Origin of the sequence: Paenibacillus cucumis (ex Kampfer et al. 2016), assembly GCF_019748695.1 — a bacterium.
Classification (GTDB): Bacteria; Bacillota; Bacilli; order Paenibacillales; family Paenibacillaceae; genus Paenibacillus; species Paenibacillus polysaccharolyticus.
The window spans coordinates 21259-34252 of sequence record NZ_JACLIC010000044.1 but is presented as its reverse complement, the minus strand read 5'-3'; the positions used below and the strand labels follow the sequence as shown (position 1 = coordinate 34252).

The following is a 12994-nucleotide window of genomic DNA, read 5'->3' as shown; positions in this document are numbered from 1 at the left end:
AATGTGATTAATGTCACCTTCCTATTTCGTATGTTCTGTGTATAATTAGTTATAATCAATTATATCTAGTTATAACTAAACATGATATTAAACATGAAATATGGGGGAGAACAAATGAACAAACGAATTACATATGTACTTGGAACTATGTCACTGGGGCTGGCGCTTGTACTGGCTGGTTGCGGAGCCAACACAGACACAAACAAGCAAGATGCGGCTTCTTCCGCAACTCAACCAGCAGCTTCTGCACCAGCGGCATCCGGTGAAAAAACAACACCGGCAGCGACTGAGCCACTGGAAAAAGTCGAGCTGACGATATCCGCTGCAGCAAGTCTGACCGATGCAATGAAGGAGATCCAGACGAATTTCGAACAAGCCAATCCCAATGTCAGCTTGAGCTTTAACTTCGGAGCGTCCGGTGCATTACAGCAGCAGATTGAACAGGGAGCACCGGCAGATATTTTTGTATCCGCGTCTGCGAAAAATATGAAAGCCTTGGTTGATGAGAACCTGATTGCCTCAAGCGACCAGAAGAACCTGCTTCAAAATTCATTGGTAGCTATTGTACCGGCGGATGGGACAAGCGCAGTAGCCAGTGAAAAGGATTTAACGAATGATGGCATCAAAACGGTAGCCATTGGCATTCCAGAGAGCGTACCTGCAGGTACTTATGCGAAGGAAGCTTTGACCAATGCGAAGCTTTGGGATCAGCTTGAGAAGAAGCTTGTTCAAGGCAAAGACGTAAGACAGGTTCTTCAATATGTAGAAACAGGTAATGCGGATGCAGGTTTTGTGTATAAAACCGATGCGCTGACTTCCAAGCAGGTAAAGATTGCGTTTGAAGTAGATAAAAACAGTTACACACCTGCCAATTATCCGCTAGGCATCATTGAAGGTACGAAACATCGCACGGAAGCTGAACAGTTCTATGCTTATCTGCAAACACCTGAAGTGCTGGATATCTTTGCGAAATACGGATTTTCGATTCCGAAATGAATATGAACGCGATCGATTGGTCCGTGTTCTGGCCCCCGGTGCGTCTGTCCCTTCAGGTGGCGTTGTTATCCAGCGTTATAGCGGTTGTAGTGGGGGTAGCTGTCGCTTGGAAAATGTCACGTACTACATTTCGCGGCAAAATTTTTCTGGAAACGATTCTGATGCTTCCGCTTGTGCTTCCTCCAACGGTGGTTGGATTCTTGCTACTGGTTATTTTGGGTCGCAGAAGTCTGCTTGGACGCTGGATCGAGGCGATCTTTTCGGCCCCTGTCATTTTTTCGTGGTGGGCTGCGGTCATTGCTTCTGTCGTTGTGGCCTTCCCACTGGTGTATCAGACGATGAAATCCGGTTTTAACGGGGTGGATCGAGACCTAGAGGATGCAGGCAGATCGATTGGAGCTAATGAATGGCAGGTCTTCCGCTACATTACGTTGCCACTGGCAGGCAGAGCGTTGATGACAGCTTTTATTTTGGGTTTTGCCCGTGCACTGGGGGAGTTTGGCGCAACATTGATGATCGCTGGCAATATCCCAGGCAAAACACAGACGGTGCCAACGGCCATTTATGTCGCTGTGGATTCAGGAAATCAGACGATGGCCTGGGCTTGGACGATATCGATTGTGATCATCTCTTTTCTAATGTTACTTATGACGAGACAGCAGCGCGATAGCAAAGCATCCTTTTAGTTTAAATAACTTGCGAATCATTGGTAATAATCTGCTGTAATAGGCAAAATGATATAAAACCCGCTCAGAGAATTTATTCTCGGATTGCGGGTTTTTATTATGAATCTGATGACATATGTCCTCAAAAGGGATGAAAATCATCATTATGGAAAAGTAAAGCCCTTTTGAACGAAAAAAAACAAATATTTTCCCGAAATTTTACCTTTCAGCACTCGCTTTCCATGGGCTTGTTCCTGTAAAATAGGAGGTAACTGATTCCAGCCAAGCATTGAAATAAGGAGAGACGACGATGAAGACTAAACCTGATTGCGACATATCGTTGCAAATCGATGATTATCTGGATCTTTTGCATTTTGCCATCCAAATTCAAGATCAGGAATGGCGCCAGTCCCTTATCCAGCAACTCAAAATATTTCAAACGGCACCGGAGCAGCAACATACTCCTGAAGAAGAATTATGGATGAGATTCGATTATATCAACAGCAAACTAACAGGTCTGTGTCATCAGATCCACGCCGCTCATTCTGTGGATGAACGCAAGAAGTTTGAAGAACGTGTTGGCGTTTTGCAACTACAGCGAGTGGAAGTGGCACGTAAAATCAAATGGGCAAGTCGCAGATAGCACGAAGTAAACAACATTGAAATACTACTTTGAAGTACAACGATGAATTACCCAATTCAAGAACAAAGCCATTCTCCTGTTCAGTCCAGGAGAGTGGCTTTTTTGCTTATGAATAAAAGTTTGCCCTAGTCATTTCCTCAGCTGTTATTTTCCTGGCAGAAGTATGTAATTTGAGGACATCGAAGCCAAGTAATTCATAGGATATGGGGATTATGCAATTTAACGATATAGGCGCAAGCTGGAGTAACTGACGCTCCCGGCCCGGCATATGCTGTAGCAGGCAAATGCTGATAGGCCGGTTTTTTTCTATGGGTGAAGCAGGCCTTAACCGAAAGGAGGAGCACCATGCAGAGCAAAATCGATGAAATTATTAATCATATCGCGCATTCCCACCAGCAGATTGCACGGGTATTGGACGCCAAACGTCAGGTTGCTGTGCGCATGTCGGAGATCATTCACCATTTGCCGGATAACGAGCCGGAACTAGATGGGGTTGAAGGTTTGCTGGACAGCTCGGGACAGATTAACAAAAGCATTATCTCCTACCTGGGAGGGCTTGCGGATCTGGAAGAAGCTGTGGCTGAGACGCTGACCCAGGTTATGCGGGAGATCGCGGTACAAGAGGAAGAATAGGCCCGGAAGGCGGGTGATGAAACATGAGCAGAGAACAAAGTCTCATTCTAATGCTGGATGCTGCAGCCAAAATGCAGTGGAACATTGCGTTAATTCTGGAAGCCAAAGCCATTGAGGCGGAAAAAGTACGGAATTGGACGCTGAATCATCTGAACGGGGACAGCTTTTTAACTCATGGCGATCAGGTTGGTGAACCTCTTAAAATGCATGAGCAACTGGTGGAATTGCTGGAAGGATTAACGCGCATGGAAACGGGACTGTGCAACAACCTTAAAGCTGTGATGGTCCAGAATGACAGCGAAGATGGCGGCGGAATGGACGGGGGCATGTTTGGCGGCATGGATCTCGGGGATCTGGGAAAATGAGTCTGTTGCAGCGTGAGCAGGAGGTCAAACTGGCACTCATCGAATCGATTGCACATAGTCAGCAGGCGCTCGCCCGCATTCTGGACAGTGTAGCCAGTGTGTCTTCTCATTCGGAAGTATCCGCTCGCAGTCTCGCGGAGAATATACGTCTGCTTAGTCGTTATCAGGAAGAGATGTCTCGTATGATCACGGGGATCAGGCTGGCCCGAATTCGCCATGGGGAGCCGGGTCTGCCTTGGCTCAAAGACCCCGGATGTGTCGTTCGTACCGCCGGGGACCTACAGGAGGAATGCTGATATGTTAAAAAAGAAGTCCAGATTAAAATCCAAACGTGCTTTATTAGCGCGTGGTGCCCGCTTGCGTAAGATCCGCAAGTTGCGTGCGCTGAAATCTAAACGTGTCGTTCACAAGCGCACTGGCAAAGGACGTAGCGCGTGGCTGAAAAAAAAGAAACGTACGGTGCAGAGGCACCGGAACAAAAAACTTGTTCGACCTGTCGCCCCGGTTACCCCTACCGATCCAAACCCGGACAGTGCGTACAGTCAGGGATACAACGAGGCGTACAACGAGGGATTCAACGCGGGTTTCGCCAAGGGATTCGAGGACGGACATCAACTGGCATACAAAGCGCAGTAATCGATGGAGTTGTTCAAGACATAGCTAATACTGACAATGCTATAAAAGATACAGATGATCCGGATATTTCGGCTAAAGAAAAAAGCGAATGACAACCATATCTCGATGATTGCTTATGGAGAATATACAGGTTAAGGCTACAGCCCGGAGGGACAGATCCCTCCGGGCTATTTGCATGACCGCAGTAGCGGACATGCCCGTGCAGGCGAACATGGAGGGCAGACGCCAATTTTGAGCCTTGCAGGACACCCGTCCATGATGCATCTGACCCCGAGGCATATCCTTTAGAGGGAAGACCAATCTCGTGGAGAGTCAGGAATGAGATCTCCTTGAAGGAAGACAGGGTGAAGAATGTGGCAAAACGAAGACACCGCCCGCTGACTGAAGCGGAGGCGGCCTACCGCGGCGGATATGCAGAAGGCCGCAGGTTTGGCGGCTGTCAGGCCATCATGGAGCGGGTGCAACCGTTCGAACCGACCCTGCGGGACATGAAGGTACTGTATATCCCGCAGGGATTCGATGCCATTGATCAGGGTGTCATTCTGGCACTGCAACAGTCGGTTCGAGAATGCGTTGTTGGATCGCCAGCAGCGATGTTGCAAGAAGCCAGCCAACACCGGCCTGATGTTGTTCTTGTGATGAACGGTCTGCACGTATTTCCCGAGAATCACCTGGAGCAGGTGAAGGGAATACGTGAACTGGGGATTCGAACGGCGGTATGGTTTGTCGATGATCCCTATTTCACGGAGGATACTGCGACCATCTGTCAGCATTACGACATCGTGTTTACTCATGAAGAGGCAGCTGTACCCTTCTACACAAACCAGGGAGCAAGGCGGGTCATTTACATGCCACTGGCAGTAAATCCAGGCATGTATCATCCGCGCCGCACCGAGCCGCAATATCAATACGATGTTTGCTTTATTGGCACTGGATTTTGGAACCGGATTGATCTGTTTAATCAGCTTGCACCTTACCTTGCGGATAAAAAAGTGTTCATTGCCGGAAGTCAGTGGAATCGGCTGGCACGGCTGGATGTACTGGGGCAGTTCATTCACGAAGGATGGATTGACCCGGAGGCAACGGTTGATTATTACAATGGCGCCAAAATCGTGATTAACGTACACCGAACTTGCGAGAATGGTGAGGATAATCGAAACACCCATCATTTACAGGGGAGATCGATCAATCCGCGCACCTATGAGATCGGTGCCTGTGGCACGATGCAGATTACCGATACTCGCGGAGATTTGCCCCGTTATTATCAGCCAGGGTATGACATTGAAACGTTCTCCTCAGCGGCAGAATTGCAGCGCAAGATCCACTATTACTTGCATCATGAAGAAGAACGCCAGACTCTCGCTTGGCGAGGTCTGCTCACTACCATGAATCGTCATACGTTTAACCGCCGCATTACCGAGTTGTTAGGACATCTGTAGTGTCTCTTCAGTGGAAGGGCAACCTCAGGAAGCAACGTTATCCCAAATAAAAAGGAGTGGCGGTATGTCTATCAAACACCGTAAAACCAGAAAGGTTCATCAACCACCTATACTCAGCCTGGCAGATCAGGCTCGTAAAGATGGAAGGCAGGCCGGATTTGACGCAGGCAAAGAAGAAGGGTATCTGCGGGGCCGCGCCAACTATATTGTAAATTGTGCTCAGGAGCCGCTACCTTTCCGGCAACTTCATGTGCTCTATGTTTCTTCGGGTAAAGGCTTCCCTTACTCTCCGCTGGATGAAGCCATTATGTCTACGCTACAGGGGATGGTTGCTCAGGTGACGCTGTCTGATCCTCGCCAGCCGGTCTCTCAAGTTGCACTGGAAACCCGTCCTAACCTGGTGCTTGTGCTGGACGGGATGGATATCCCTATCGAGCAGATCGATGCCATACGCCAAGCGGGTATTCAGACGGCGATCTGGCTCACAGATGATCCGTATTATACGGATATGACTCTGGAGATCGTGAAGCATTATGATCATGTATTCACACTGGAACTGAATTGTGTAGAACTGTATCGCCAGCATGGCTGCGCATCCGTGCATTATATGCCTTTTGCCGCTTTTACGAACCACTACTTCCCAATCACAACCCCTTCCCCACTGAAAAGAGATGTCAGCTTTATCGGCTCGGCATACTGGAACCGCGTATATTTCTTCAACCCGATTATGCCGCAACTCATGTCACATAATACAGTCTTTAACGGCATCTGGTGGGATCGACTGCCTGACTATACGGCTTATGGCGAGAAAATTGAGCTGGGTCGCTGGATGAGTCCTCAAGAAACAAATGATGTGTACAACGGCACCAAAATCGTTATCAATCTGCATCGCTCCCATGAGGATGACTCAGTCAACAATAATCAGATCAAAATTCCGCCAGCCTCACCAAACCCGAGAACGTTCGAGATTGCCGCCAGCACAACATTGCAGTTAACCGATGCGCGCGACGATCTGGCGCGTTTCTATAAACCAGGGGTAGAGATCGAAACGTATTCTTCACCGCAAGAAATGCTTGAGAAAGTCGATTATTACCTCGCACATGAGAAAGAGCGGCGTGAGATTGCCCTGCGTGGGCTTGAACGGACATTAAAAGATCACACGTATGATCGAAGAATCAATGAGTTGCTAAGCATTATATTCCCTTAATCTCGGCCAGGAGGAGGTGTGCACAGTGCCCCGTATCAGCTTGGCTGTTGTATACGGGGTCCGTGTGCGGCCATGGCAATGAAACCAAAACTGATGCTGTTTTCCCATGTGTGTAATACCCGCAGTATTACAGGAGCGGAGAAGCTTTTGCTTCATTTTATGAGAGAGATTGGCACGATCTTTGAATGTGTGCTTGTTGCGCCGCAGGAAGGGAAACTTACCGGGCTCGCACGAAGGTTTGGCATTCAGGTTCATATATGTAATTTGCCGATGCTTCATGGTGTGTACACACCGTATCAGGGGATTGCACAAGATGCGGAACATCTGCGGCACACTCCGGCATTTCAGGATGCGCTCTGGCTGATCCGAAGTCACGAGCCGGATATGGTTTTGACTAATACCTGCGTGAATGTCATGCCTGCTGTAGCGGCAAAATCGCTCGGGATTCCAGTCATCTGGAAAATTACCGAGATTATTCAAACGAATGAGCATACACCTGAAACGATCCAGATGATTGGCCGGTATGCAGACTGGATTATCGGGATTTCCGAGACGGCAGCGTTACCGTTCAAACAAGCAGGTATGAGTGACAGGGTGACGATTATTCCTCCGACATGGGAGCCTGCTCTGCCTGCACCGGACCGCTGGCTTCATCTGCGTGAGCGAAAACGTAAGGAGCTTAGATTCAAGTCTTCGCACACCTGTATCGGTTATATTTCTTCCTTTATATATGATGCCAAAGGATTAAAACCCTTTGTTGATATGGCACTGAAGCTGTGTGAGGCCCATTCACGCTGTCGCTTCTGGATCATAGGCGCACCGTCAGACAAAAAGTATTACGACGAATGTGTTTATCAGGTGAAACGCTCCGGGTATGCAAGGCGCTTTACGTTTACCACGTTTGAGGAAAATGTATCGTTGGCCTACTCCGCAATGGATATTGTGGTCATTCCCAGCATGGTAAAAGAAGGCTTCGGTATGACTGCGCTGGAGGGGCTTTATTTTGCCAAACCAGTCATCGCTTTTGCCCAGGGTGGCCTCAGTGAATTGATGGAATCCGTAGGTAGCGGTGCATTTCTGGCTCCGCCTGGGGATAGTGATTCACTCGTTACGCTGGCTACGACATTACTGAATGATCCCGAGCTTGCTTCCGATACCGGATGGCGTAACCGGACAGAAGCGGAAAAGCTGTACGGAATCGAAACCTACCGGGTGAAGTTGCATACGATGGTCACACAGTGGTTATTGCGTTTTCCCGGATGGTTCACATATATCCAGCCACCGAGTGGTCCTGTGCTGGCGTGGGGAGAAGGCGGACTGCGTACAGTGATGAATCCCGATCCGGCCCTTATTCGAACGTTGTTGCTTCCAGAGAGTATTGTACAGCTTCTTCCTCGTTCTTCGTTGCCTCCGATAACCGTAACACAGCAGGGAGAGGGGGCAGGGAAACCCCGCGAAGAAGATCAACGGACTGAGCCAGAAATTCTTGTAGGTAAACGCCATCGTAAAAAACAGGTTCCCACTTCTCGCCGCAAGCTCAAAGAGTTGAAACGAACGATTCAAACCGGGAAGAAGAGCCGTTCGGCTCGTACTCGTAAAGTCAAAAGGCGGCACACATCTGCCTCGAATTTGTCCACTCGCAGACGCTCTCCCAGGAACAGACGACGTAGCCGGACGGCACGCAAAGGTTCCAAGTCACGGTAATAGACAAGGTTCATAATGCACGTTAAAAGAGAGGGACTTTAATACAAGAAAAGGGGTTTCTAACACACGACAGAAGGCAGGGATGACGATGAAGATCATGACGGTGCTGGGTACGAGACCTGAGATTATTCGACTCAGCCTGATCATTTCCAAGCTGGACCAGTATGCGTCCAAACATATTCTGGTGCACACGGGACAGAACTTCACAGAAAGTCTCAGCGGTCTTTTTTTCAAGGAAATGGGTCTGCGTGCCCCGGATTACGTTCTTCAGGATGAGGCTGCCTCATTGGGGCGACAGCTGTCCTCCATGTTTACTCAAATGGAAGATTTAATTCAGCAAGAGAAGCCTGACAAATTGCTCCTGCTTGGAGACACCAATAGTGCATTGTGTGCGGTACTTGCTGAACGTATGGGCATTCCGGTAATTCATATGGAGGCTGGCAATCGCTGCTTCGATCTGGATGTACCAGAGGAGAAAAACCGCCGCGTGATTGATGCGATCTCGACCATTAACATGCCATACACCGAACAAAGTAAGAAACATCTTGTCAGTGAAGGTGTGCCTAGCCGCCGCATTGTGCTTACGGGCAATCCGATTTACGAGGTAATGGAACATTACGGTCCACAGGTCAATGCCAGCAAAATTTTGAAAAAACTCAAGCTGAAGCCCGGACAATATTTTCTCGTTACCGCTCACCGAGCTGAAAATGTCGATCACCCTCCTCATCTGCTGGAGATTATGAAAGGGCTAAATCAAGTCGCGGAGGAACATGGGCAACGCGTGATATGCAGCATTCATCCGCGAACAGCGATTCGTATTGCTGAACATCTGCAGCTGGAGATGCATCCGCTGGTGGAATTCCATGAGCCGTTTGGATTTTTCGACTTTGTCATGCTGGAGCGACATGCACGCTGTGCGCTCACAGACAGCGGAACGGTTCAGGAGGAATGTTGCATCATGGGGGTGCCTACCGTAACGATGCGTCGCACGACAGAACGTCCGGAAACGGTAGACTGTGGCAGCAATGTGGTTTCCGGCCTGGATGCCGCGCGCATTGCGGATTGTGTGAACGTGATGACAAAACTGCCAAATGACTGGGATTGTCCGCAAGGTTACAAGGCAACAGATGTGTCCAGTAAAGTGGTCAAATTTCTGCTTGGAGGGAAAATGCATGTTTGAAAATAAGCGTATACTCGTGACTGGCGGTACGGGATCATGGGGGTATGAGCTTGTCGCTCAACTGTTGCCCCAGCAGCCAAAAGAAATTATTGTGTACTCTCGCAACGAGTCCAGTCAGGTAGCGATGAGTCGTGATTTTGAAGACCCGCGCCTTCATTTCCGCATTGGTGATATTCGTGACAAGGATGCCTTGACGGCAGCCTGCCAGCATGTGGACTATGTTTTCCATCTGGCTGCACTCAAGCATGTACCGGTATGTGAAGACCAGCCGTATGAAGCACTCAAAACAAATGTGATCGGCACACAGAATGTCATTGAAGCGGCGATTGAAAATAAAGTGAAAAAAGTCATCTATATTTCGACCGACAAAGCGGCCAATCCTTCGAACTTCTATGGAATGACCAAGGCGATCGGTGAGAAATTGATTGTTTATGCGAACCTGCTTCATAGTGATACGAAGTTTGTCACGGTACGGGGCGGCAATGTGCTCGGCACCAACGGCAGTGTAGTGCATCTGTTCAAAAACCAGATTCGCCAAAAAGGCCAGGTATCCATTACGGATATGGGCATGACCCGGTTCTTCCTTACACTTAAGGACGCGATCAAACTTCTGTTCAAAGCCTCGGTAGAAAGTGTTGGCGGCGAAATCTTTGTTATGACGATGCCAACATGCAAGATTGTCGATCTTGCCGAGGTTCTCATTGAAGATTCCGGTGTTGAAAACGTAGCGATTGTAGAACGCGGCGTTCGTCCAGGTGAGAAAATCCATGAAATTCTGATGAGTGAATTCGAGAGCATGACGACGGTTGTCTACGACGAACAGTATCTGGTGATTTTGCCTACGCTCGGCATTCCAGGATTGCGTGAACATTACACCAACTGCCCACCGGTGCCATACAGCAGCTTTAGTTCCGAGCACCAACTTATGACCAAAGAAGAGATTCGTGAAATTTTGAAGCGCGGAGGGTTTCTATCATGAAGCTGCTGATTCTTGGGGGAAACGGAATGGCCGGCCATATTCTGGTCGACTATTTCCGCCGTCAAGGTGTGCACAGCGTCTTCTACACCACGCGGGACGTGACTGATCCGAATGGGTTGATCCTGGATGTGAATGACAGCTTCATGGTCGACAGGCTTGTAGAAGCGGTGCACCCGGACGTCATCATTAACGCGGTTGGTGTGCTGAACAGCTTCGCGGATGAAGATAAAATTGGTGCCTATCATATCAACGGTTTTCTGCCGCATCGCCTGCGGCGGATGGCCGATTCCATTGGTGCACGTCTAATCCATATCAGCACAGACTGTGTATTCAGCGGTGATCGCGGAGCATATCGGGAGGACGATGTGACGGACGGTACGTCCTCCTATGCGATTACGAAAGCACTCGGTGAAGTACAGGATGAAGGGCATCTAACGATACGGACGTCCATTATTGGACCTGAAATCCGGCAGGGTGGTATCGGTCTGATGCAGTGGTTTATGTCCAGCACGGGTGAGGTCGGCGGGTACACACGTGTCTTCTGGAATGGCGTAACCACACTTGAACTTGCCAAATGGGTAGACCATTATCTGGATTCTCCAGTCAGTGGCCTGATCCATCTTGCTCATCCTGCACCAGTCAGCAAACATGATCTGCTTGTATTGTTCCAGCAGGTCTGGAATAAACAGGATGTGAAGATTATACCGGATGATAGCATGGTTCAGGATCGCACGCTGGTATCCACCCGTGAGGATGTGAAGACAAACCTGCCGGACTATTCAACTATGCTGAAGGAGCTGGCATTATGGATGGAGCAGAGCTGACGGGCAAAAAAGTACTGATTACAGGCGCCTCCGGTTTTACAGGACGACATGCTGTAACCTATTTTCAAGGTGCCGGTGCGGATGTTGTGGCCGTTGTAAGGCGGCCGGATGTATATTCGTTTGGTAAAAACGTGGACGTATATGTCTGTGATCTCAATAATAAGGAACAAGTTCGTGAACTGATTCAGGAGATCGAGCCGGATTATGTGCTTCATCTCGCTGGCAAAAACTCGGTACCGGATTCCTGGGCTGATCCACTGTTAGTGCTAGAAACGAACGTAATGGCGGTGCTATACCTGCTGGATGCTCTACGCATCTGTCCGAAGGCGAGAACGGTAATTGTAGGGTCCAGACTCAAGTACACACCGGAACCTGGGCGCATACCCCAGCCACCACATCCATACAGCTTGAGCAAGGCGCTGGAAGAGATGGTATCACTGTCTTGGAAGTCCCTGTTCGGTCAGCAGATCATGCTGGCAGAACCGGGTAATCTGATTGGTGCCGGGCCCTCTACGGGCATCTGCTCTCTGCTTGCCCGCCATGTGGTTGCTTGTGAGCAGACGGGCAAAACAGAAGCGTTTCGTCTATCCGGGCGAGATAATACACGTGATTTTCTGGATGTACGGGATGCGGTTCGCGCGTATGCTACCTTACTGGTGCATGGCACCAGCGGAACCGTATATCCGGTGGTGTCCGGGGTGGAACGGAGCCTTGGCGAGATCGCTGATCTGTTGATGTCGATGACAGAAGCCAAAGTACCGATCCGCTGGGATGGTACTTCATCTGGGCCGGATGGAGCAGGGAAACAAGAGGAAATGTCGGAACTGCGCAAATTGGGCTGGCAACCGCAGATCTCATTTGAGGCATCACTACGCGATATTTTGAGTGATGTTCGTACCCAGCAAGGGAGGACAACAGGATGAATCCGCGTGTATCGATTGTGATTCCGTTCTACAATTGTCCTTATGTGCCAATGGCAATTCAGAGTGCACTGGATCAAACCTATCCAGAGGTCGAGATTATCGTTGTTAACGACGGCTCCACAAGACATGCGGAGCTGCTCCAGCCCTATCTCCCATGGATTAATGTACTTGGCAAAAGCAACGGCGGCACCGCCTCTGCACTGAATCACGGCATTCGGCATGCTTCGGGGGATTATGTGGCTTGGCTGAGCTCAGATGATTTCTTTTATCCTGATAAAATTCGTTACCAGCTTGAATTCATGCAACGTGAAAATGTTCTGGTCTCCCATACGAATTTTCACTATATCAATGAACATTCGGCGGTGACCAAAATGCATGGCGGGCCTGAGCCGATGTCTGAACTGGATTGTCTACGCCGTTTTAATGGCGGTAATCCGGTCAACGGATGCACGGTCATGATTCGTAAGGATCTATTCAGCGGCGTAGGGCTGTTTGATGAACTGTTGCCTTATACGCATGATCTGGATCTATGGCTGCGAATGCTGCTTAATGGTCATCGCTTCCCGTACCTGAATGAGCCGCTAACGGCGTATCGCTGGCATGGGGGGATGGGATCGGTGCGTCATGCGGACGTGATCGGCAGAGAAGCGTCCATGGTCTGGTCGAGGTACCGCGAACCGTTGTTGCAGCGTATTGCTACGCTTGGCGGGTAGCGAAGGAGGCCGTTATGAAGCCACGCTTGCGTGCTGATTAACGGCTTCTTTGGCGTAGCCTTTTGTAAGAGAGAGAAGGGGCAGAGA

Annotated in this window: 15 protein-coding genes; all 15 read left to right on the top strand. The window is 49.3% G+C overall.

What is annotated here, in order from left to right; all coding sequences use genetic code 11:
• The first annotated feature begins 114 nt into the window (after positions 1-114).
• The 15 genes from modA (at position 115) to H7T88_RS24195 (ending at position 12907) form a co-directional block, all read left to right on the top strand.
• Positions 115-996, top strand: a complete 882-nt coding sequence (modA, locus tag H7T88_RS24265; RefSeq protein ID WP_260511114.1) for a molybdate ABC transporter substrate-binding protein — start codon at positions 115-117, stop codon at positions 994-996.
• A complete protein-coding gene (modB, locus tag H7T88_RS24260; protein ID WP_186809759.1) occupies positions 993-1682 on the top strand; it encodes a molybdate ABC transporter permease subunit in 690 nt (229 codons plus the stop codon). Before modA ends, modB begins: the two co-directional genes overlap by 4 nt.
• A 289-nt stretch (positions 1683-1971) precedes the next feature.
• Positions 1972-2304 carry a hypothetical protein gene (locus H7T88_RS24255; protein WP_090919294.1) on the top strand — a complete coding sequence of 111 codons (333 nt, stop codon included), beginning with the start codon at positions 1972-1974 and terminating at the stop codon, positions 2302-2304.
• Between the two features lie 345 nt (positions 2305-2649).
• The gene (locus tag H7T88_RS24250) at positions 2650-2937 is read left to right on the top strand and encodes a nucleoside-diphosphate sugar epimerase (protein WP_090919291.1); all 288 of its coding nucleotides are present in this window, start codon (positions 2650-2652) and stop codon (positions 2935-2937) included.
• Positions 2938-2960: 23 nt separating this feature from the next.
• Positions 2961-3302, top strand: coding sequence for an alpha-helical endospore appendage domain-containing protein (locus tag H7T88_RS24245; protein ID WP_145335438.1), 342 nt, complete (start codon positions 2961-2963; stop codon positions 3300-3302).
• On the top strand, positions 3299-3598 hold the full coding sequence (locus H7T88_RS24240; RefSeq protein ID WP_090919286.1) for a hypothetical protein: 300 nt from the start codon (positions 3299-3301) through the stop codon (positions 3596-3598). The genes H7T88_RS24245 and H7T88_RS24240 overlap by 4 nt, the downstream gene beginning before the upstream one ends.
• 1 nt (position 3599) lies before the next feature.
• Positions 3600-3938, top strand: coding sequence for a hypothetical protein (locus H7T88_RS24235; RefSeq protein ID WP_090919282.1), 339 nt, complete (start codon positions 3600-3602; stop codon positions 3936-3938).
• Between the two features lie 344 nt (positions 3939-4282).
• Positions 4283-5377 (top strand): CgeB family protein, encoded by a 1095-nt coding sequence (locus H7T88_RS24230; protein ID WP_154891013.1) that lies wholly within the window; start codon positions 4283-4285, stop codon positions 5375-5377.
• Between the two features lie 64 nt (positions 5378-5441).
• Positions 5442-6584 (top strand): CgeB family protein, encoded by a 1143-nt coding sequence (locus H7T88_RS24225; protein WP_260511113.1) that lies wholly within the window; start codon positions 5442-5444, stop codon positions 6582-6584.
• Between the two features lie 78 nt (positions 6585-6662).
• Entirely contained in the window at positions 6663-8288 is a 1626-nt protein-coding gene (locus H7T88_RS24220; protein ID WP_260511112.1) for a glycosyltransferase family 4 protein, read from the top strand.
• An 88-nt stretch (positions 8289-8376) separates the two neighbouring features.
• Positions 8377-9468: a non-hydrolyzing UDP-N-acetylglucosamine 2-epimerase gene (wecB, locus tag H7T88_RS24215; protein ID WP_090919756.1), complete on the top strand. Its 1092-nt coding sequence runs from the start codon at positions 8377-8379 to the stop codon at positions 9466-9468.
• The gene (locus H7T88_RS24210) at positions 9461-10447 is read left to right on the top strand and encodes a polysaccharide biosynthesis protein (RefSeq protein ID WP_090919276.1); all 987 of its coding nucleotides are present in this window, start codon (positions 9461-9463) and stop codon (positions 10445-10447) included. The genes wecB and H7T88_RS24210 overlap by 8 nt, the downstream gene beginning before the upstream one ends.
• Positions 10444-11271 carry a dTDP-4-dehydrorhamnose reductase family protein gene (locus H7T88_RS24205; RefSeq protein ID WP_145335428.1) on the top strand — a complete coding sequence of 276 codons (828 nt, stop codon included), beginning with the start codon at positions 10444-10446 and terminating at the stop codon, positions 11269-11271. Before H7T88_RS24210 ends, H7T88_RS24205 begins: the two co-directional genes overlap by 4 nt.
• Entirely contained in the window at positions 11253-12194 is a 942-nt protein-coding gene (locus H7T88_RS24200; protein WP_154985021.1) for an NAD-dependent epimerase/dehydratase family protein, read from the top strand. The genes H7T88_RS24205 and H7T88_RS24200 overlap by 19 nt, the downstream gene beginning before the upstream one ends.
• Positions 12191-12907: a glycosyltransferase gene (locus tag H7T88_RS24195; RefSeq protein WP_221790785.1), complete on the top strand. Its 717-nt coding sequence runs from the start codon at positions 12191-12193 to the stop codon at positions 12905-12907. The genes H7T88_RS24200 and H7T88_RS24195 overlap by 4 nt, the downstream gene beginning before the upstream one ends.
• Positions 12908-12994 lie beyond the last annotated feature (87 nt).

Bases quoted from the DNA above. Each gene is read 5' to 3' on its own strand.
- modA (WP_260511114.1), top strand. From the start codon at position 115: ATGAACAAACGAATTACATATGTACTTGGAACTATGTCACTGGGGCTG.
- modB (WP_186809759.1), top strand. From the start codon at position 993: ATGAATATGAACGCGATCGATTGGTCCGTGTTCTGGCCCCCGGTGCGT.
- H7T88_RS24255 (WP_090919294.1), top strand. From the start codon at position 1,972: ATGAAGACTAAACCTGATTGCGACATATCGTTGCAAATCGATGATTAT.
- H7T88_RS24250 (WP_090919291.1), top strand. From the start codon at position 2,650: ATGCAGAGCAAAATCGATGAAATTATTAATCATATCGCGCATTCCCAC.
- H7T88_RS24245 (WP_145335438.1), top strand. From the start codon at position 2,961: ATGAGCAGAGAACAAAGTCTCATTCTAATGCTGGATGCTGCAGCCAAA.
- H7T88_RS24240 (WP_090919286.1), top strand. From the start codon at position 3,299: ATGAGTCTGTTGCAGCGTGAGCAGGAGGTCAAACTGGCACTCATCGAA.
- H7T88_RS24235 (WP_090919282.1), top strand. From the start codon at position 3,600: ATGTTAAAAAAGAAGTCCAGATTAAAATCCAAACGTGCTTTATTAGCG.
- H7T88_RS24225 (WP_260511113.1), top strand. From the start codon at position 5,442: ATGTCTATCAAACACCGTAAAACCAGAAAGGTTCATCAACCACCTATA.
- H7T88_RS24220 (WP_260511112.1), top strand. From the start codon at position 6,663: ATGAAACCAAAACTGATGCTGTTTTCCCATGTGTGTAATACCCGCAGT.
- wecB (WP_090919756.1), top strand. From the start codon at position 8,377: ATGAAGATCATGACGGTGCTGGGTACGAGACCTGAGATTATTCGACTC.
- H7T88_RS24210 (WP_090919276.1), top strand. From the start codon at position 9,461: ATGTTTGAAAATAAGCGTATACTCGTGACTGGCGGTACGGGATCATGG.
- H7T88_RS24205 (WP_145335428.1), top strand. From the start codon at position 10,444: ATGAAGCTGCTGATTCTTGGGGGAAACGGAATGGCCGGCCATATTCTG.
- H7T88_RS24200 (WP_154985021.1), top strand. From the start codon at position 11,253: ATGGATGGAGCAGAGCTGACGGGCAAAAAAGTACTGATTACAGGCGCC.
- H7T88_RS24195 (WP_221790785.1), top strand. From the start codon at position 12,191: ATGAATCCGCGTGTATCGATTGTGATTCCGTTCTACAATTGTCCTTAT.